Origin of the sequence: Alishewanella sp. BS5-314 (genome assembly GCF_025377695.1) — a bacterium.
Taxonomy (GTDB): Bacteria; Pseudomonadota; Gammaproteobacteria; order Enterobacterales; family Alteromonadaceae; genus Alishewanella; species Alishewanella aestuarii.
Genome location: NZ_JACEHJ010000002.1, coordinates 1,793,999 through 1,814,534 on the forward strand (window position 1 = coordinate 1,793,999; position 20,536 = coordinate 1,814,534).

Below are 20,536 nucleotides of genomic sequence, written 5' to 3' on the forward strand. Positions count from 1 at the left end.
CGGCCGCACCCGCTGCTGCCGCTGTTGTGAAGCTGTTGTGTCGCTGTGTTGTCGTTAGGCCTTACCCAGTGCTTTAGCTCTGAGTTTGGCTTTCAGTTTACCGGCAGATTGCTTTTTCGCCGGGCCATCCTGCCGTGCGCCGGGTCTGTGCCCGGGTTTACGCGCTAGCTGTTCTTCTGGTGGCTGAAAACTTGGGTCGTGCTCATAACCTGGTACGATCTGGGTTGGCAGGACCTGCTGGGTCAGTTTTTCAATATCCTGCAAAGCGCCGAGTTCATCCGGCCCCACCAGCGTGACCGCTACGCCACTTAAACCAGCACGCCCGGTGCGGCCGATACGGTGTACATAGTCCTCGGCAACCTGTGGCAGATCGTAGTTCACCACATAGGGTAACTCACTGATATCCAAACCACGGGCAGCGATATCGGTCGCAACTAAAATCCGCACCTTACCCTGCTTAAATTCATCCAGTGCACGTTGCCTTGCCCCCTGCGCCTTATCGCCATGGATCGCAGCTGTGGTCAGGCCGTCTTTTTGCAGTTGTTTCGCCAGCCGGTCGGCACCGTGTTTGGTGCGGACAAAGATCAGCACCTGCGGCCAGTTTTGCATGCCAATCATATGCGAAATCAATTCGCGCTTGCGATGACGATCGACCAGATAAACTTGTTGGGTGACGCGATCGGCAGTCGCGTTGGCGGTGGCCACCTCTATTAATACCGGCTTATTTAACAGCTCATCGGCCAGAATTTTAATCTCTTTGGAATAGGTCGCCGAAAACAGCAGGGTCTGCCGCTGTGCCGGCAACTTGGCCATAATGCGTTTAATATCAACAATAAACCCCATATCCAGCATGCGGTCTGCTTCATCCAGCACCAGCACTTCCAGCTGACTTAAATCAATGGTCTGTTGATGTAGATGATCAATTAAACGCCCCGGCGTGGCGACCAGAATATCCAGCCCTTGCTCAGCCTCATCATATTGCGGCCGTATTGACACCCCGCCATAAAATACCGCACTACGCACTGACAAATAGCGACTATAGGTTTGTACACTTTCAAATACCTGTTGCGCCAGCTCGCGGGTGGGCGTTAACACCAATACTCTGACTTGGGCCGGTTGTAAGACTTTCGGCGCATTGAGCAGTTGTTGCAGCAATGGTAAGGTGAAAGCCGCCGTTTTGCCGGTACCGGTTTGGGCGCCAGCCAGCACATCTTTGCCACTGAGGATCGGCGGGATAGCTTGCTGCTGCACTGGCGTAGCAGCCTGATAGCCCTGCTCAGCTAAAACACGTAGAATAGGCTCTGCCAGAGCCAGGGTTTGAAATTGCATGCGATGTTCCGAACTAGTTTTTCGTCAAGCTGTGTCAGCCGGCTATTATAGCAGGGCGGCGGCGCCGGAGATATGATGCCGTGTCCGACTGGTATCTTTATCTGATCCGTACCGCACAAGGGCAACTTTATACCGGCATTAGTACCGACCCGGTACGGCGCCTGCGCCAACATCGGGGCGAATTAGCCGGTGGTGCTAAGTCGTTGCGCGGTAAGGGCCCACTGACATTGGTTTATCAACAGCCTTACCCTTGTCGCGCCAGCGCCAGTAAAGCGGAGTATCAAATCAAGCAACTCAGTAAAGCCGCTAAAGAACAGTTAATTTCGCGCTCAGCCCCTTTAACCAACAGCGAGTAGAAGATGGAAAATTTTTACCTGGTATTGGCCTATTTGCTTATTGGCATGCTGTTACGCCGTTTACCCGCCATGCCGGACAACAGTGGTTTGGTGCTGAATATCTATGTGCTCTATGTGGCATTACCGGCGCTGATCCTGAAAAATATCAAGTTGCTGGAGTTCTCCTTTGCCCTGTTAATCCCGGCTGTCACCCCCTGGTTGCTGCTGTTGGTGGTGGTGGCCACAGTATTGCTACTCAGCCGGTTATTTGGCTGGTCGCGCGAAGTCACCGGTGCCTTGCTGGTGATCCTGCCGCTGGGCAATACCTCTTTCCTCGGTTTCCCAATGACCGAAGCACTATTTGGCCAAACTGCCATGCCTTATGCCGTGGTGTATGACCAGATTGGTTCCTTTATTGCGCTGGCAACCTATGTCACTATCGTGGCGGCGATCTATAGCCCAACAATGACCAAGCCAACACCCAAGGCGATTTTGCTGAAGATTATTGGTTTTCCGTCCTTTATAGCGTTGATCGTTGGCTTGCTGATCCGAGATTTTAGTCTGCCGCCACTGGCAGTATCACTGGTGGATAATCTGGCTGCGACCCTGGTACCGGTGGTCATGATTGCGGTTGGCTTTCAGCTCAGTTTCCGCTTTAGTAAAGCTGAAGTGTCACCCCTGATTAGCGCACTCTGCATCAAACTGGCTTTGATGCCAATCAGTGCCTGGCTAATTTGGCGCGCTCTGGGGCAGGAAGGTTTGGCGGTACAAATCAGTATCTTTCAGGCGGCGATGCCGCCAATGATTTCGGCCGGCGCTATCGCCATTATGGCAGGTCTGGCGCCACGCTTAGTCAGCGGCGTGATCGGTTTTGGTATTCTGGCTGGCTTAGTGACCCTGCCGGTGGTGTATTGGCTACTCAGTTAGCATACGGCCGCTAACGGCTGCTTATCAGGCGTCCAGCGGCTTTTGCTGTTCCAGCTTTTTGATATGTTCGGTCAGGCCAAGCGCCTTTTCTACATCCAACATAATGGCAATGCCGGTATCCAGCTTTTCGTCCAGGCCGCCGACGCGTACCAGTTCGTCCAGCACATGCGCCGCACGACGCTCTTCAACCAGCACCAGAATGACATCGCGCGGGTTTAGTAACTCCAGGCCAAAAATGCCAATGGTTTTATTTAAGCCAACGCCGCGGGCACTACTGATAATGGTGGCGCCGGTCGCCCCGGCATCGCGCGCAACATCTAACAGCTTGTCGGTTTTATCAATATCAACAAACACCATAATCAGTTTGAAATTCATTATCGTCTCTCTGTTGCAGTAATCGTTGTATTATCGGGCTTTAGCCAACTGCAATCTTGATCTTTAACAAAGTTCTGGCTTAAATCTGGCTAGCAATAACCTTAGTTGTTAACTGACTGGCTATCAAGCCGCACTGTGGTAATGCGATCTGCCGCCACCTCCTCTATCACCAGCCGCTGCGTACCAAGCATAAAGTCAGCTCCGGCCACAATGTTACCAGCCAGTTTCTCGCGGCACAGCTGTTCCAGACTCAGTTCGCTACGAGGATCTGGCAGCTGCAGGTTATAGCACCATTCGAGATCACTAAGTTTGCTGGCGCCTTTTAAGCGCAAACTGGCCGGCAACGCCGGATGGATATAGCCAGGCTCGGCAAAGATTTGCTCTAACATGGGTTTAAAATCTTTCTTTAACACGACAAACAGATGGTCGCCGGCTTGCAGCACCGTTGAACCCCGCGGCGGGATGATCTGCTCGTCGCGGGTAATCATCGCGACCACCACTCCCTCCGGCAACGCCATCCGCGCCAGGCGACGATTAGCCGCGCGCGACTGTGCTGACAGGGTATACTCGACAATTTCGGCATCGACATCGCCCAGGGCGGTAATTTCCAGGGTTGCCGCAGCTTTCGGTTGTACCGGTTCAATCAGCTGCAGTTTTTTCGCGACCCAGGCCAGGGTAGAACCCTGTAAGGTGGCGGAAATCAATACCACGAAAAACACCGCATTAAAGATCAGCTCAGCTCCGGGTAAGCCATACATCAGTGGAAAAATCGCCAGGATAATCGGCACTGAGCCACGTAGCCCAACCCAGGACACCAGGGTCATCTGCCGCAGTGAAAAGCCAAACCAGGGTAATACCGGCAACACGGCCAGAGGCCGGGCGACAAAGATCAACACTATTGCGATCAGCAGCCCCTGCCACCAGACATCCAACAGAGAGCTGGGGTTAATCAACAAGCCCAACATCACGAACATCATAATCTGACTCAACCAGGCCAGGCCGTCGTGGAATAAAAAGGTGGTTTTCTGAAAGGCGAATTTATTGTTACCGATTAACACCCCGCAAATAAAGATCGCTAAAAAACCACTGCCTCCAAGGTTAGCTGCCAGACCAAAGGCCAGAAGACCGGCTGCCGCCACCAATACCGGATAGAGCCCTGTGGCCTGTAATTGGATCCGTTGCAGTAGCTGCAGCGTCAGATAACCAATCAATAGGCCAACCAGAGCGCCGCCACCCATTTGTAAAAAGAACAGCTGTAACACACCAACACCGGGTTTTAAGCCATTTACCAGCACTTCCAGCAGCGTAACGGTCAGGAAGATCGCCATCGGGTCGTTAGAGGCGCTTTCGATTTCCAGCGTGGATTTCAGGCGTTCATTCAGGTTAATACCGGCATTGCGTAAAAGTGAAAATACTGCGGCCGCGTCAGTTGACCCCACAATAGCACCGATGAGCAGGCCCTCCAGCGGGCTGATCGGCAGAATATAACTGGCCGCCACACCGGTGATCAGCGCCGTCACCAATACCCCAAGGGTCGCAAGAATCGACGCAGGCTTCCACACCTTTTTCACCGCACTGAGGGGAGTTTGTAAACCACCGTCGAACAGAATAAAAGCCAGTGCTATGGTACCGACCGCATGCGCAAATTGCGGGTTATTAAAGGCCAGTCGGCCAAAGCCCTCTTCACCGGCTAACATGCCAACCAATAAGAACAGTACCAGCATAGGTAAGCCCAAACGTGCCGACAGCTTACTGGACAAAATACCCAGTAAAATCAGTACAGCTGCAACCAAAATAAGCTGGTCAATCAAAAACATGCACTATCCCTTTACTCTAAAGCCTGATAAATCAAGGTTAAAATAGAGCCATAGCGGCCAGTTTCAAAGCGGTCACCGCTAAAATAATAGCTGTCACCGTCATTGATAATAGGGCTATGTTTCTTATTGGTCAGCAGCACCACCAGCAACTGATGCTCCGGATCGATCACCGTCGCAGTGCCGGTCCAGCCGGTATGACCATAGGCGCTGTCACTGGCATAAGCGCCAAAATGCCAGTTTAAATCGCCCTGCACTGCGGTGCGCCAGCCTAGTCCAAAACGATGATCATAAGGTGACGGTGCAACAAACTGTGCTTGCGTGGCCGGGGTGAAAAATTGCTGCCAGCCGTAACCGCCGCCATGCAAAGATATCGCCATTAGCTGCGCCAATTCGGCCGCAGTGCTAAACAAACCGGCATGGCCTGCCACGCCCTGAAATGAATAAAAGGCTTTTTCGTCGTGCACTTCACCGACAATCACGCCGCGGCGGTTGGCCGGAAAACTAACCCGACCGCCACGGCTGTTACCATCGAGCTCCGTTGCGGCGATCTGCTCGCGGCTAAAGCCGTGTTGTAGCGGATTAAATAGGGTATGGGATAACCCCAGCGGTAAATAAAACTGCTGACGCAAATACTGATCCAGTGGCAGGCCAGTAAGTCGCTCAATTAGCATGCCGAGTAGCATATAGTCGACATCACTGTAGACTGCGGCTGTGCCACGCTCAGTCGCAAACGGGACCTGAGTCAGAATAAGCTGCTCGGTATAGGCTTTATTTAACGAATAGAACTGCGGGCCATGGCGGTTATCCGGGCGGAAAAAATGTACCTCGGGCGCATAGCCGGCAGTGTGGTACAGCAGATCGCTGACCGTACGCTGTTCCCGGCCATCGCCCTGATACTCAGGCAAATATTGCTGCACCGGCCTGGTCACATCCAGCTTACCCTCACTGACCAGGCGCATCAGTGCATAGTTAGTGGCATACATTTTACTGTTAGAGGCGATATCAAACAGCGTATCGGTTTGCATCAGCCGCGGCTGGCTAAGCAGTGTTCCATCTGCCTGATAGCGCTCGGCATAACCATAGGCACTGTGTTTAATAATCACGCCATCCTTTACCACCAGCAGCACAGCACCGGGAAAGCCTTGAGTGATCTCCTGCTCAATTAACTGGTCGACGGCACTAAAGGCGGTGGCATAAGAGATCAGATCGCTGCGTAATGTCGGATAAGGGATGCGAATTTGTACCTGTGCATTGGCCGGCTTGATACTGACCAACTCCAGCCGGTTCTCGCCATTACGGGTTAGCTTCGAAATATCAATCCGTTGTTGTTGCGCGGTGGCTTTGAGCGTCAGCAGCTGCTGATTAAGCCTGAGTTGTAACTCCTGCGCCTGTTGCAGATCGATCAGCAACTCGCCCTGACCGGCATAAGCCAGAAAGCGTCTTTTGTTATTTAGCGCCAGCCGTTCACTGCGTTGTTCCGGCCACTGTAGTACCAGTTGCCCGTACTGGCCCGCCATCACCAGCTGCTCGGCATCAGTTAAGGGCCGGCTATGATAATCCGGCAGCAGACTACAGGCATGCAGACTAACTAGCGCCCAGACGGCAAAGATCACTGCTCGTAACATAACACTCCCTTTACGTTTGCTGCGCCAGGCGCTAAAAAACAAACAGCCGGCGTCGTTAAACTGCCGGCTGTTTTGCTGCTGCGAATATCAGCAGCACAAGCTGCCAGACGGCAATAGATGCTTAGGTCACCTTTTGTAAGCTAACCTTGGCGAACTTACGTTTTCCTACCTGATAGATTTCACTGCTGCCGGCAGCAATCTCCAGCTTGGTATCATCAATCTTGTGTTCACCGTTTAACTTAACCGCGCCTTGCTTGATCATCCGGATCGCCTCTGACGTGCTGTCGACCAGGCCGGCTTCTTTTAACAGATTGGCGATCGGCATACTGGCAGTGTCAGTGCTGACCACCACCTCTGGAATATCATCCGGTAACGCATTTTTACTAAAGCGCTGGATAAAATCCTGATGCGCCGCTTCGGCAGCCGACTCATCATGGAAACGGGCAATAATCTCTTTCGCCAGCAAAATCTTCACATCGCGCGGGTTGGCACCGGCTAACACATCCTGCTTTAACTGCTGGATTTCCGCTAACGGCCGGAAACTTAACAAATCATAGTAGCGCCACATCAGATCGTCAGAAATCGACATAATTTTGCCGAACATCTCGCTCGGTGCATCAGTAATGCCTACATAGTTGCCCAGCGACTTGGACATCTTCTGCACGCCGTCCAGACCTTCCAGCAACGGCACCATCATCACGGTTTGCGGCCGCATACCTTCTTCTTTTTGCAGCTCACGGCCCATTAGCAGGTTAAAGCGCTGATCGGTGCCGCCCATCTCGACATCGGCTTCTAATGCTACTGAGTCCCAGCCCTGTACCAGCGGATAGAGGAACTCGTGGATCGAGATCGACTGGTTGTTAGCAAAGCGCTTTTTAAAATCGTCGCGCTCCAGCATCCGCGCTACCGTCTGACGCGACGCCAGCTTAATCATGCCAGCTGCACCCAACTCGCCCATCCATTGCGAGTTAAAGGCAACCCGGGTTTTCGCCGGATCAAGAATTTTAAACACTTGTTCTTTGTAGGTTTCGGCGTTTGCCAGCACATCCTCGCGGCTTAGCGGCTTGCGGGTCACGTTTTTACCGCTTGGATCACCAATCATGCCGGTAAAGTCACCGATCAGGAAAATCACCTCATGGCCCAGCTGCTGGAAAGTCCGCAATTTATTAATCAGTACCGTATGGCCTAAATGCAAATCAGGAGCGGTGGGATCAAAGCCGGCCTTGATCTTTAGCGGCTTGCCTTCTTTTAATTTGGCAATTAGCTCTTCTTCCAGCAGAATTTCTTCGCAACCGCGTTTCAGCTCTGCTAATGCCTGTGCCCAATCGGCCATTTTATACTCCTGCAATCTTGCTTTTTCGCTCATAGAACAGCCATTCTAGCTGATGTTCCGCCATGACGAAACGCAGAAAAGTCTGGTATCACCGAAAAAAAGGGTTTATGCTCGGTTTTTGTGCATTTTCAGCAAGCGGGGGTTTTCCGATGCAACAACTGGTCTCACAACTTCCGTCCCGTCACCGTCTGTTGATCCTTGTGGTTTCTGTCTTACTGGCCCTGATCTTGTTGATCCCGTCAGAGCAGGCATCGGCATCACGCAATAGTGATACGCCGGATGCGGTGATTAAATTACAGTGGGATAGTGTGCAGCGCGCCCAGGCACCAACCGCGGCTAATGCAACTACAGCCAGCAATGCAACAGCTATCTCTGAGCCCAACGAGCCCGAAAACACCGCACCAGCGTTAAACTGGCAAACCGTAACAGTACAATCCGGCGATATTTTATCGGCCTTGTTCCGTAAAGCCGGTGCCAGCCAGCAAAGCATGCAACAAATTCTCGATCTGGGCCGGCAAACCCGTACCCTGACCCGCTTATTTCCGGGCGAGCAACTGGAATTCGGCCTGGATCAGACCGGTGAATTACAGCAACTACGCTATGCCATCAACCGGCTGCAAAGCCTGGAGATCAGTCGCCAACCCGATGGCAGCTTTGTTGCCAACGAAGTCAGTAAACCGGTCGAACGGCAGCAACAGTTTCTGGCCGGTGAAATTCGTCACAGTTTCTGGCAGGCCGGATTAGCGGCGGGTTTATCAGAAGGCCAGATTATGCAACTGGCCGGGATCTTTGGCTGGGACATTGACTTTGCGCTGGATCTACGCGCCGGCGATCATTTTGCCGTGTTGTTAAAAGCAGAATTTCTGGACGGCGAACCGCTGGGGAGCGGCACCATCCTGGCTGCAGAGTTTACCAATCAGGGACAGCATTATCAGGCCGTACTGCATACCGATGGTAACTACTACAAACCGGATGGACAGAGTATGCGCCAGGCGTTTTTACGCGCACCGGTCAGTTTCCAGTATGTCAGCTCCAACTTTAATCCACGCCGTTTACATCCGGTATTAGGTACAGTGCGGGCCCATAATGGTACTGACTATGTGGCGCCTGTCGGCACGCCCATTATGGCGGCCGGCGATGGCCGGGTTACGCACTCGGCTTATAATGAGCTTAACGGCCACTATGTGTTTATTCAGCACTCGAATAATATCGTGACCAAGTATCTGCATTTATCCCGCCGTGACGTGAAAAGCGGACAACGGGTGCGCCAGGGCCAAACCATTGGCCGTTTAGGTGCCACCGGCCGGGTTACCGGTGCCCACCTGCATTATGAGTTTATTGTTGATGGGGTGCACCGCAACCCGCGTACCGTAAAGTTACCTCAGGCCACACCGTTAACCGGCCAGGCGAAGCAGCAATTTAGCCAGAATGCGACCCGACTGCTAAGCCAGTTAGCTGAGCAGCAGCAACAATATCTGGCTGCCCGCCAGACAGCGGACAGCATACAAACAGCACCCTGATTATCACCTGACAGCAGCATACATTTGATAATGTCAGGCTGTCAGGACATCACAGCCAGGTAAGGCTTGGCGCAATAGAAAACCTAAAATTCTCACCAGGTAAAAAACCAACAGCCCCGGAACGGGGCTGTTGGTTTTATGCAAGATGACTCGGCAATGAGACTGGGCGGACTAACCTACCAGCGCCAGCAAAATACCGGCGGCGACCGCAGAGCCTATAACGCCGGCCACATTGGGTCCCATGGCATGCATCAACAGGAAGTTGTGTGGGTCGGCTTCCAGCCCCAGTTTATTCGATACCCTTGCCGCCATCGGCACAGCTGACACGCCGGCAGAACCAATCAGCGGATTAATCGGCTGCTTGGAAACCTTATTCATCAGCTTGGCCATCAATACCCCAGCGGCAGTACCGATAGCAAAGGCCACCATGCCCAGCACCAGGATCCCAAGGGTTTGCGTGGTCAGGAACTTGTCCGCACTTAAGCGCGAGCCAACTGCCAGACCAAGGAAGATGGTGACAATATTAATCAGCTCGTTTTGCGCCGTTTTGCTGAGCCGGTCGACCACACCACATTCTTTCATCAGGTTGCCCAGACAGAACATCCCGACTAACGGTGCTGCGGTGGGTAACAACAAAATGGTCAGAATCAGCAGTAACAGCGGGAACACAATTTTCTCGCGCTTACTGACAACCCGCAGCTGGGTCATCTGGATCTTCCGCTCCTCTACTGTAGTCAGGGCCCGCATAATAGGCGGCTGGATCAGCGGCACCAGTGCCATATAGGAATAGGCAGCTACAGCAATAGCCCCCAATAGATCCGGCGCCAGCCGCGAGGCCAGAAAGATCGCCGTTGGCCCGTCAGCACCGCCGATAATGGCGATAGCTGAGGCCTCTTTCAGGGTAAAGCTTAAACCCGGCACCCAATTCAGTGCGATGGCGCCAAACAGGGTGGCAAAGATGCCAAACTGGGCGGCGGCGCCGAGAAACATGGTTCGCGGATTGGCAATCAGGGCGCCAAAGTCGGTCATAGCGCCTACGCCCAGAAAGATCAGCAGTGGAAACAAGCCAGAGGCAATCCCCATTTCATAAAACAGATAGAGGATGCCACCAGGCTCACCCATGCCGGCTAGCGGAATATTGGTCAGGATAGCGCCAAAACCAATAGGCACTAATAACAGCGGTTCAAAGCCTTTGGCGATCGCCAGATACAGCAAAATCAAACCCACCAGCATCATCACCACCTGGCCGGCGCTAAAATTCACCAGGCCGGTTGAGGCAACCAGCGTTTGCAAAGCTTCCATTTCCGATCCTTACTTAACGCTGTCCTAGTCAAAACTGATCAGCACATCGCCGTTTGACACGGCATCTCCGGCAGCAACATGAATTTTCGCTACCACACCATCGGCTACTGCCCGCACTTCCGTCTCCATCTTCATCGCTTCCATAATGATCACCACGTCGCCACGTTTTACCGCGGCACCGGCTTTGGTAACGACTTTCCAGATATTACCGGCCAAGGGCGCATTTAAGGTGGTGCTACCGGTAACCGAAGCACTGCCCGGGATATTCTCTGATACCACTGGCTTGATACTGCTCAGCTCGCCACTGGGTGCCACTTCCACTTCATACACCTTGCCATCAACCCGCACGCTATAGCTGGCAGGGCCCTGAACGGCAGCAGGCGCAGCTTTTACCGCCGGCGTAGCGGCAGCCTTGCTGCTGGCAGCTTGTGGAGCAGGTTCAAAGGCGGCAGGATTATTACGATTTTTCAGGAATTTCAGGCCAACTTGCGGGAACAGCGCATAGGTCAACACATCATCAATTTGCGCCGCAGCTAAATCAATTTGCTCGCTCTTGGCCAGTTCAGTCAGTTCGGCGGTAAGTTTATCCAACTCTGGCGTTAACACATCGGCCGGCCGGCAGGTAATGGCCTTGCCACCCGCCAGCACTTTTTGCTGCAGCTCCGTATTTACCGGCGCTGGCGTCGCGCCATATTCGCCTTTTAACACACCGGCGGTTTCTTTGGTAATGCTCTTATAGCGCTCGCCGGTCAGCACATTCAATACGGCCTGAGTACCAACGATTTGTGAGGTGGGTGTCACCAGCGGGATATACCCCAGATCTTCGCGTACCCGCGGGATCTCCTTTAATACCGCATCCAGCTTTTCCAGTGCGCCCTGCTCTTTGAGCTGACTTTCCATATTGGTCAGCATGCCACCTGGCACCTGCGCCAACAAAATACGAGCATCGACGCCTTTGAGCGAGCCCTCAAACTGCGCATATTTGGTTCTGACATCGCGGAAGTAGGCAGCGATTTCCGCCAATAATTCCATATTCAGACCGGTATCGCGCTCAGTGCCTTCGGTAATGGCAACCAGGGTTTCAGTGGCGCTGTGGCCATAGGTCATACTCATGGACGAGATTGCGGTGTCGAGCATATCAATACCGGCGTCCACCGCCTTTTGATAGGTCGCCGTACTTAAGCCAGTGGTGGCGTGGCATTGCATCGCCAGGGGGATCTTGACCGATTCTTTGATCCGGGTAACCAGCTCTTCACAGTCATAGGGTTTTAACAGGCCAGCCATATCTTTAATACAGATCGAATCACAGCCCATATCTTCCAGCTGCCGCGCCATATCAACCCACATATCAACAGTATGAACCGGGCTAACGGTGTAGGAGATGGTACCCTGGGCGTGAGCGCCGACTTTCAGTGCGGCCTGCACCGCAGTTTGCAAATTGCGAATATCATTCATCGCATCAAAGATCCGGAACACATCCACACCGTTCTCATGCGCACGCTCCACAAAGCGGGTCACCACATCATCGGCGTAATGCCGGTACCCCAACAGATTTTGTCCACGCAGTAGCATCTGCTGGCGGGTATTTGGCATCGCCTTCTTTAATTCACGGATACGATGCCAGGGATCTTCACCCAGATAACGGATACAGGCATCAAAGGTGGCGCCGCCCCAGGATTCAACAGACCAGTAGCCGACTTGATCCAGTTTGCTGGCGATCGGCAGCATATCTTCCAACCGCATGCGGGTGGCCAGTAAAGATTGATGTGCATCACGCAGCACCAGTTCTGTTAATAGTAAAGGCTTCGTCATGCCATTATCCTCTTGGTCCGTTATTGTTGTTGACGATATTGATGCACAGCAGCGCTAATGGCTGCTACCACCGCAGGTGAGACGCCATCACTGGCCGACTGTTCAACCCGGGTGACCTTGTCAGCCACTTTCACCGGGAAGAAGCGCTGGATGCTGTAACTCATCAGCTTCAGCAGCAGTACCAGTAAACATAAGAAGGTAAAAACCGCGATCATGCCAATCAGCATCAGGCCTGCCGCTTCCGCGAGTAAATCTGCAACCATAGGTAAATCCTGCACTATTTTCCCATTCTGCTTTCAGTATGACGCAGAACCGCCATCACCGATAATAAATTAGCCTTATAACTACTATTGATATTTCTATACGATTGCCGCTTAACAATCAAGCCAAAGCCGTTTATATTTCCAGACATCTATACGTTTTATTGTGAAAAGGCAAATTTTCCGCCGGAACAATAACCACAGCACAAAACACAACAACACTAAAAATAAAGCCGGTTAAACACCGGCTTTAAGTTTTGACGCTAAATCCTGTAATAACTGCTGCCAGGCCTCACTAAGTGCGGCCACCATCGCCGGATAACCATCGGCATTCAGCGCGACCTGATATTCAAACGGCTGATAATGTTCACGCTCTGCGCTGCTTAAACGATAACGACCACTGAGTACTGCCTGGCCAGCCGCATCAGCGTTAAAGCGATCGATTTCCAGCCATAACTGCCGCGGCGCCGGAGTTGACCCTGTGGCAAGTGGTTGCTGTGGCAAGGCTAACAACAGATATTGGGTAAGTTGCCGCTGCATTTGCTGTTGCAACGCATCCGCCCACAGATGCTGCCGGGCGATCTGATACTCGACCGCCGACTGCTGCAACACCAAACCACTGCCATTCAAATAAGACGCCACCCTAAGCGGCTGGATCTGCAATGCCGGCAGGGGCTGCACTGTTGCCGTTACTGCTGGTAAGGGCGCCAGCTGATAATAGGCAATCTGCACCGGCTGGCTGCTACAGGCGGCCAGCAGCAAACTGAAACTAACTAGCAGGGTTCTCATGGCTTGGCTTTCCTCGGTTGCGGATCGGCTTGCTCACTGGCATTAATCAGTAAGGCGTTACTTTGTTGATTCAGCATTTTCAATACCGGCTGCAACTCGCGTAAGGTTTGCTCCAGCATCTGTAAGTTACTGTCCGCCCGCTCATAGGCGGCAGACCCCGGGCTGACCCCGCTCAGGGCTTGTTGTAACTGCTGTAAACTCTGCTCCAGATTGGCTGGCAGTTGTTGTAGCTCAGGTTGGGTGATAAAGCTCTGCACGCTCTGTAACAGCTGTTCGCTGCTGCTAAGCAGTTGCTCGGTCGCCGCCAGGGTTTGCTGACCCTGAGTTAAGAATTGTTCCAGCTCAAGATTGTTAATTTTATCCAGCGCCAACAGGACTTTCTGCTCGATATTGCTCAGACCGCTGCGCGCAGCCGGCAAGCTGGGATAACCGGCTTGTTTACTCAGGGCCACCTGCTCCTGATAAAGCTGCTGCTGTTTGCTATCAGCCAGTAATTCATTGTTAATATCTAAATCAACGTAGAGGGCACCGGTCAGCAGATTGCCGGTTTTCAGCATCGCATGCAGGCCACGATCGACCGCCTGTTGCAACTCAACGCCCAGTTGCTGCAACGTCAGGTTCTCGTACAGGCGACCGGCTTCAATCCGGATCAGTACCGGCACCCCCTGATTTAAAGACACCTCAAACGGCTTTTCCATGGCAAAGAAAAACGGCACACTGGCTACAGTACCAACCCGCACGCCACGGTATTCCACCGGCGCCCCGGCTTTCAGGCCCCGCACTGATTCGTCAAAAAAGACGATGTATTCAACAAACTGGTTATACATCCCTTCCTGAATACTTTGCCGATCCGGGAACAACTGAAATTCACTGCCATTGGCGGCAGCGGCTCCGGCTGGCCAGCCATCCATCAGGTCAAAGCTGACTCCGCCACTTAAAATAGTGGCCGCAGAGCCGACATCGACCGACAGGCCTTCTGCGGACAAATCAATCGCAATACCGCTACTTAACCAAAAGCGCACGTTTTCAGTGACCAGCGCATCATAGGGCTGGCGGATATACAGCTGATAGCGGGTGCTGCGCTCTGCCAGATCAAACAGGCTACTCTCAACAGTACCGACCTCGTAGCCACGGTATAACACCGGATCGCCAACTGCCAGCCCACGGGTATCGGCGGTTTTCAGCTGTACCCGGATCCCGGGCGCATCTGCCGGTGCCACCGGCGGCGTATTCAATAACGGATGGGTTAGTACCACCCGCGGTGAATCACCGGGCTGTAATTCGATATAGGCACCCGACAACAAGGTATTCAGGCCGGTGATGCCGCCACGACCAATTTGTGGCTTCACCACCCAAAACTGTGAGCCCTCATTCAATAGTGGTGTCACATTAGGTTTCATCCGGGCTTTGATCATGACCTGAGTCAGATCCTTACTTAGCTCAACCGATACCACCTGCCCGACATCGACACTGCGGTTTTTGATCTGGGTTTTCCCGGCAACGATGCCCTCAGCGTCTTCAGCTATCAGTAACAACATATCGCCCTGTTGCTGCTGATGGTTATAAAGCATCCACAGTCCGATCAACACCGCGGCGATGGGCACCACCCAGATCGGCGACCACTGCCGGATCGGTTTTACTTTTGCCGTATTTTGCGTTTCTGTCACACCTGCTCTCCTGTTCGCGCTGGCTGATCCCACAGCAAGCGCGGATCAAAACTGATCGCTGCCAGCATAGTAATTATCACCACTGCAGCAAAAACCAAGGCCCCGACACCTGGGTAAACACTCATTAACAAGCCAAAACGCACCAGGGCGGCCAGTATGGCGACCACTAACACGTCGACCATTGACCAACGCCCGACCCAATCCACCAGTAAATAAATGCGGGTAGTCAGTTTACTGCGCACCGCCACCGGTGCCGGTGCCAGCACCAGGTAACAGAGCCAGAACATGATCAGGATCTTGGCGATCGGCACCACCACACTGGCCAGCAGGATCACCAGCGCCACCGGATACTCGCCATCCTGCCACATTAATAAAAAGCCACTGATAATAGTGGAGTCGGTGACATTACCAAAGGACACCGTACGCATAATGGGCAGCAAATTGGCAGGGATATACAAAACGGCGGCCGTCACCAGCAGCGCCAGGGTTTTCTGTAAACTGGCCGGTACCCGCGGATAAACCCGGGTATGGCAGCGCGGACAATGCTGTTGTGCCAGCGGCACTATAGCCGTGCAACAGGGGCAAAGCTTAAGCTGTTGTGATAAGCCGGTTTTGCCTGCCTCCGCCGTCACTGGCACCTTAGGTGCCAGGGCCAGGCGGGACCACATTTCATGGCGGTCGATCACCTGAAAGGTCCGCAAGTGCAGTAAACAAAAAATACAGAATGCCCAAAAACTTAAACCAAGCGAAATATCTGCGTTGGCGACCAGTTTGACAAAGCTAATCAGCAGACCCATTAAAAAGATATCAACCATACTCCAGGGCTTGAGCATAAAGAGCACCCGCGCCACCCAGATCCGCGCCGGTAGCCGGTACAGCATGCCCAGCTTCAGATAGATCACCGCCGCCATGCAGAAAGCCGGCACGGCCTGAATAAATAACCACACCAGAATGGCCAGACTTTGATGGTATTCGGTAAAAAGCACGGCTGAGGTGTCGAAGAAATGCATTTCACTGCGATTACCGGCCACGCCCATACTGATAAAGGGAAACAGGTTGGCCAGCAATAACATAAACAGCGCGGACGCCGCATACAGCACCGGTCTTAATATCGGTTGCACCTGCCGCACATCCAGCTGATGATCACAGCGCTGGCAATGGGCTTGTTCGCCTTCCTGTAGTGGAGGTAGCCACTGTAACAGGTCACAATGCCGGCAAAGCACCAACTCGCCCTGTTGCTCCGGGGCAGCGGCGTCAATATCATCGTTGATGGTCAGGCTCTGGCTGAAGGACACGGGGTTTCCGGGCTAGAAAGTCGCGCTAAGTATGCCATTTATAGCATATTTCAGCAGGGGGGAGGAATAGGTGGTGGTGTTGAAGTCTCTTCTGACAGAGCATCTTAGATAATCCACCGCATGTTCATATCCCGACTCTGTAGCGTCTTGGTCAGCGCATCCGGCGGTAATCATTCCGTACAACTTTGACGGGACACGCTGTGAATACATCCCTGTACGCTTGCATTTTTCATCCCTGAAAAATACATTCCCTTACAAAGTGCACGGAATGCTTACCACCTCGTTTTATATCTGCTGTGTTCTAAGATGTTTTTCGTGACGCCTAACAGATGCTATTTAAGCCCTTAGTTGCGGTAGAATTTTCGTAACAGCAGCAGGGATGCTGCGGAGGCTGAAAGGGCACAGGGATGTGATCCTTGAAGCCGGTGGAGAAAATTACTACCCAGCTAAGGGCGTTGCGCTGGTCTTGACGCTGCAAATGCTTATCATCTGGTTGGAAATAAAAAACCCGCTTAGGTTTTCACCTTAGCGGGTCTTTACGAATATGGCGGACGCGGGGATTGCAGGCGGCTATCCTGCCGCCTGCCCTGCGGGCCAGCTGAAGCTGTCCCAATTTGCTCCCGGCAAATTGGTCGAACCTAACGGAGGTTCTCACCTCCCGCGTCTATTTAGCATTGAGCTGAAAATAAAAAACCCACTTTGGCGTTAACCTTAGTGGGTTTCTTACGAATATGGCGGACGCGGGAGGATTCGAACCTCCGACCGCTCGGTTCGTAGCCGAGTACTCTATCCAGCTGAGCTACGCGTCCATAAACTTTGCATCTTACAACAACAGCGCTTCTTCTCTCGGATGGCGGACGCGGGAGGATTCGAACCTCCGACCGCTCGGTTCGTAGCCGAGTACTCTATCCAGCTGAGCTACGCGTCCATTCCGAGAAATGGCGGAGATGGAGGGATTCGAACCCTCGATAGAGTTTCCCCTATACACCCTTAGCAGGGGTGCGCCTTCAGCCACTCGGCCACATCTCCGCGCTGTGTTGCGGCGTGTATATTAATGTCTCAGGAAAATAAGTCAAACTATTTTTAGAAACGTACAGTGTGTTTGCCGAGCTTTTAAGCAATTCGCTGTTTAATTGACTTAAAAGCGGCAAAATGACGATTTTAACACTAATGAAATACAGGACGAGGCTTATTCACCTTCGCTGAAATTACCGCCATTGGTATCTTTTTCAGCTTGGATCCGCATATAAATTTCTTCACGGTGAACTGAAATGTCTTTCGGCGCATTAACGCCAATCCGTACCTGATTACCTTTTACACCCAGTACAGTAACGGTTACTTCGTCACCGATCATCAGGGTTTCACCCACTCGACGCGTCAGAATTAGCATGCGATTGCTCCTTTGCCTGTCACCACAGAGCTCTGTCTCTGTGCTGTTATAAGATTAGCGCTGAATCATAGCTCAGCGCCAGTGTATTTAAAACTTTTCTTATATCCGATTATACCGTTAACCGCTTACAGCCGCTCACTAATATAGTCGAATGCCGCCTTTAATACGGCCGGTAGTGCTGCAGTATCGGTGCCACCAGCCTGCGCCATATCTGGCCGGCCACCGCCTTTACCGCCGAGCTGACCAGCTGCCCAGCCAACCAATTGACCGGCATGTACCCTGGCAGTTAAATCACTGCTCACGCCAGCAATTAAACTGACTTTGTCATCATTCACGGTGGCCAGTAACACCACTGAGGAACCAAGTTTGTTCTTCAGCTCATCCAGCAGAGTCCGCAGTGCTTTAGGCTCGGTTTGTTCCAGCTGTTGCACCAGCACCTTAACCTCACCCACTTGCTGCACATTCGCCGTTAATGAAGCTCCGGCATAGCTGGCCAACTTGGCCTTTAACTGCTCGATTTCTTTTTCCAGCTGTTTGCTGCGGTCCAGCGTTTGCTGTACCCGCTCGGCCAGACTAAAGGCATCACCTTTTAACAAGCTGGCGGCCTGGCTGATTTGCAGATCTAACTGCTGCAAGTACTGAATGGCGGCCGGGCCACTGACGGCTTCAATCCGCCGCACGCCCGAGGCGATACCGCCTTCGCTGACAATTTTAAAGAAACCAATGTCACCTGTGCGTTCGACGTGTGTACCACCACAGAGTTCAATTGAGAACTCGCCCATGCTCAGTACCCGCACTTCGTCGTCATACTTCTCGCCAAACAGCGCCATGGCGCCGGCTGCTTTCGCCGCTTCAATAGGCATTACGCGCGTCAGCAGTGGCAGGTTCAGTTGGATTTGTTCGTTAACCATTTGCTCCAATTGCTGCAGCTCAGCGGGTTTTACCGCTTCAAAATGCGAGAAGTCAAAGCGCAGCCGCTCCGGGCCAACCAGCGAGCCCTTTTGGGTAACATGCTCACCCAGTACTTTACGCAAGGCAGCATGTAATAAGTGGGTTGCCGAGTGATTTTTACGAATGGCATTACGCCGCGCCAGATCAATAGTCGCTTCAACCTGATCACCGACCTTTAGCTCACTACTCGCTTCAACCTTATGGGCAAAGGCTTTGGCAATCTTTTGCGTATCCAGCACCGCTAACACAGCACCGTTCTGCAGCTTAAAGCTACCGGTGTCGCCAATCTGACCACCTGATTCGGCATAGAACGGCGTGCTATCCAGGATCACCAGGCCGGTTTCACCTGCAGCTAAGGTTTTTACCTGCTGACCTTCTTTGATAATTTCCTGTACTCTGGCATTACCAAAATGCTCGGTATAACCGGTAAAGCCGGTTTGTACCGCTGATGTCAGTTGCTGATTATAGTCCAGACCAAAGTTACTGGCTTGCTGCGCCCGCTTGCGCTGCTCAGCCATGGCGGCATCAAAACCCGCCTGGTCAATGCTCAAGCCGCGCTCACGTGCCACGTCATTGGTCAGGTCTACCGGGAAGCCGTAGGTATCGTACAGTTTAAATACCAGCGCGCCAGGAATTTCTGTGCCGGCAAGGCCCGACAGCTCTTCATCCAGGATCTGTAAGCCCCGCTCCAGCGTTTTGCCAAACTGTTCCTCTTCCTGTTGCAGCGCTTTTTCCACAATGGCCTGTTTGCTGCGCAGCTCCGGGTAAGCGTCACCCATTTGCGCCACCAGAGCCGCCACCAGCTTATAGAAGAAGGCGCCCTTGGCACCCAGCTTGTTACCATGACGCACTGCGCGGCGGATAATCCGGCGCAAGACATAGCCGCGGCCTTCGTTCGAAGGCATAACGCCGTCAACAATCAGGAAAGTACAGCTACGGATATGATCAGCCACCACGCGTAGTGACTTGTCCGTCAGATCGGTGGCGCCGGTTGCTGCAGCCGCGGCTTTAATCAGGGCAACAAAGGTATCAATTTCATAGTTGCTGTGTACGTGCTGTAAAATAGCGGCGATCCGCTCCAGCCCCATACCGGTGTCGACACTGGGTTTTGGCAAGGGTTGCATTTCACCGCTGGCTAAGCGGTTAAACTGCATAAAGACGATATTCCAGATCTCGATAAAACGATCGCCATCTTCTTCCGCAGAGCCCGGCGGGCCACCCCAGATATGGTCACCATGATCATAGAAAATTTCAGTACAAGGACCGCAAGGGCCGGTATCACCCATCGCCCAGAAGTTATCCGAGGCATAGGGTGCGCCCTTGTTATCACCAATGCGGATAATCCGCTCAGCGGGTACGCCAATCTCATTTAACCAGATATTGTAGGCTTCATCGTCAGTAGCATAGACAGTGACCAGTAACCGCTGTTTCGGCAGTTTTACTACCTCGGTTAAAAACTCCCAGGCGTAACGAATCGCATCCTGTTTAAAGTAATCGCCGAAACTAAAGTTACCCAGCATTTCGAAAAAGGTATGGTGACGGGCGGTATAACCGACGTTTTCCAGGTCGTTATGTTTACCGCCGGCGCGTACACAACGCTGTGCCGATACCGCACGGCTGTAGCTACGTTGATCCTGGCCCAGAAATACATCTTTAAACTGCACCATGCCGGCATTGGTAAATAGCAGGGTGGCATCGTTGCCGGGGATCAGCGAACTGCTTGGCACTACGCTGTGCGCTTTACTGGCAAAGAAGTCTAAAAAGGCTTGCCGGATTGCGGCGGATGTCATACTCATGAAAAATCCTGTT

The 20,536-nt window shown here is 52.7% G+C and carries 16 protein-coding genes and 3 tRNA genes; 3 read left to right on the forward strand and 16 right to left on the reverse strand.

The features are described from left to right. Window positions 1-54: 54 nt before the first annotated feature. Window positions 55-1,329, reverse strand: a complete 1,275-nt coding sequence (locus H1D31_RS12825) for a DEAD/DEAH box helicase (protein ID WP_261259240.1) — start codon at window positions 1,327-1,329, stop codon at window positions 55-57. 80 nt (window positions 1,330-1,409) lie between these two features. Between H1D31_RS12825 and H1D31_RS12830 the strand changes: the two genes are divergently transcribed. Together H1D31_RS12830 and H1D31_RS12835 are read left to right on the forward strand one after the other, a co-directional pair. Next, complete coding sequence (locus H1D31_RS12830; protein WP_065954527.1) at window positions 1,410-1,685, forward strand: GIY-YIG nuclease family protein; 276 nt, start codon at window positions 1,410-1,412, stop codon at window positions 1,683-1,685. A gap of 3 nt (window positions 1,686-1,688) precedes the next feature. Continuing rightward, window positions 1,689-2,591 carry an AEC family transporter gene (locus tag H1D31_RS12835; protein WP_008607307.1) on the forward strand — a complete coding sequence of 301 codons (903 nt, stop codon included), beginning with the start codon at window positions 1,689-1,691 and terminating at the stop codon, window positions 2,589-2,591. Window positions 2,592-2,615: 24 nt separating this feature from the next. Here the strand turns inward: H1D31_RS12835 and H1D31_RS12840 are convergent, their stop codons facing one another. The 4 genes from H1D31_RS12840 to tyrS form a co-directional block, all read right to left on the reverse strand. After that, the gene (locus H1D31_RS12840) at window positions 2,616-2,966 is read right to left on the reverse strand and encodes a P-II family nitrogen regulator (RefSeq protein ID WP_261259241.1); all 351 of its coding nucleotides are present in this window, start codon (window positions 2,964-2,966) and stop codon (window positions 2,616-2,618) included. 101 nt (window positions 2,967-3,067) lie between these two features. Next, complete coding sequence (locus tag H1D31_RS12845; protein ID WP_261259244.1) at window positions 3,068-4,783, reverse strand: potassium/proton antiporter; 1,716 nt, start codon at window positions 4,781-4,783, stop codon at window positions 3,068-3,070. Window positions 4,784-4,794: 11 nt separating this feature from the next. Next, complete coding sequence (pbp4b, locus tag H1D31_RS12850) at window positions 4,795-6,408, reverse strand: penicillin binding protein PBP4B (protein ID WP_261259245.1); 1,614 nt, start codon at window positions 6,406-6,408, stop codon at window positions 4,795-4,797. A gap of 121 nt (window positions 6,409-6,529) precedes the next feature. Beyond that, window positions 6,530-7,741 carry a tyrosine--tRNA ligase gene (tyrS, locus tag H1D31_RS12855; RefSeq protein WP_261259246.1) on the reverse strand — a complete coding sequence of 404 codons (1,212 nt, stop codon included), beginning with the start codon at window positions 7,739-7,741 and terminating at the stop codon, window positions 6,530-6,532. A gap of 149 nt (window positions 7,742-7,890) precedes the next feature. Here tyrS and H1D31_RS12860 point away from each other — a divergent pair, with 149 nt between their 5' ends. Beyond that, complete coding sequence (locus H1D31_RS12860; RefSeq protein WP_065954529.1) at window positions 7,891-9,261, forward strand: peptidoglycan DD-metalloendopeptidase family protein; 1,371 nt, start codon at window positions 7,891-7,893, stop codon at window positions 9,259-9,261. A 171-nt stretch (window positions 9,262-9,432) separates the two neighbouring features. On the opposite strand, the gene H1D31_RS12865 is transcribed toward H1D31_RS12860, so the two are convergent. The 11 genes from H1D31_RS12865 to alaS form a co-directional block, all read right to left on the reverse strand. Then, complete coding sequence (locus H1D31_RS12865; protein ID WP_008607302.1) at window positions 9,433-10,563, reverse strand: sodium ion-translocating decarboxylase subunit beta; 1,131 nt, start codon at window positions 10,561-10,563, stop codon at window positions 9,433-9,435. Window positions 10,564-10,587: 24 nt separating this feature from the next. Continuing rightward, a complete protein-coding gene (gene oadA / locus H1D31_RS12870; protein ID WP_261259247.1) occupies window positions 10,588-12,375 on the reverse strand; it encodes a sodium-extruding oxaloacetate decarboxylase subunit alpha in 1,788 nt (595 codons plus the stop codon). Between the two features lie 20 nt (window positions 12,376-12,395). Further along, a complete protein-coding gene (locus tag H1D31_RS12875; RefSeq protein ID WP_008607300.1) occupies window positions 12,396-12,638 on the reverse strand; it encodes an oxaloacetate decarboxylase subunit gamma in 243 nt (80 codons plus the stop codon). A 234-nt stretch (window positions 12,639-12,872) separates the two neighbouring features. Continuing rightward, complete coding sequence (locus H1D31_RS12880) at window positions 12,873-13,424, reverse strand: membrane integrity-associated transporter subunit PqiC (protein ID WP_008607299.1); 552 nt, start codon at window positions 13,422-13,424, stop codon at window positions 12,873-12,875. Beyond that, window positions 13,421-15,091: an intermembrane transport protein PqiB gene (gene pqiB, locus H1D31_RS12885; RefSeq protein ID WP_008607298.1), complete on the reverse strand. Its 1,671-nt coding sequence runs from the start codon at window positions 15,089-15,091 to the stop codon at window positions 13,421-13,423. The genes H1D31_RS12880 and pqiB overlap by 4 nt, the downstream gene beginning before the upstream one ends. Beyond that, entirely contained in the window at window positions 15,088-16,386 is a 1,299-nt protein-coding gene (locus H1D31_RS12890; RefSeq protein ID WP_261259248.1) for a PqiA/YebS family transporter subunit, read from the reverse strand. Before H1D31_RS12890 ends, pqiB begins: the two co-directional genes overlap by 4 nt. A gap of 732 nt (window positions 16,387-17,118) precedes the next feature. Further along, a tRNA-Arg gene (locus H1D31_RS12895) sits at window positions 17,119-17,195 on the reverse strand. Between the two features lie 42 nt (window positions 17,196-17,237). Continuing rightward, window positions 17,238-17,314, reverse strand: a tRNA-Arg gene (locus H1D31_RS12900). 11 nt (window positions 17,315-17,325) lie between these two features. Next, a tRNA-Ser gene (locus tag H1D31_RS12905) sits at window positions 17,326-17,415 on the reverse strand. Window positions 17,416-17,575: 160 nt separating this feature from the next. Further along, window positions 17,576-17,776: a carbon storage regulator CsrA gene (csrA, locus tag H1D31_RS12910; RefSeq protein ID WP_008607295.1), complete on the reverse strand. Its 201-nt coding sequence runs from the start codon at window positions 17,774-17,776 to the stop codon at window positions 17,576-17,578. Window positions 17,777-17,901: 125 nt separating this feature from the next. After that, window positions 17,902-20,523 carry an alanine--tRNA ligase gene (gene alaS / locus H1D31_RS12915; protein ID WP_261259249.1) on the reverse strand — a complete coding sequence of 874 codons (2,622 nt, stop codon included), beginning with the start codon at window positions 20,521-20,523 and terminating at the stop codon, window positions 17,902-17,904. Window positions 20,524-20,536 lie beyond the last annotated feature (13 nt).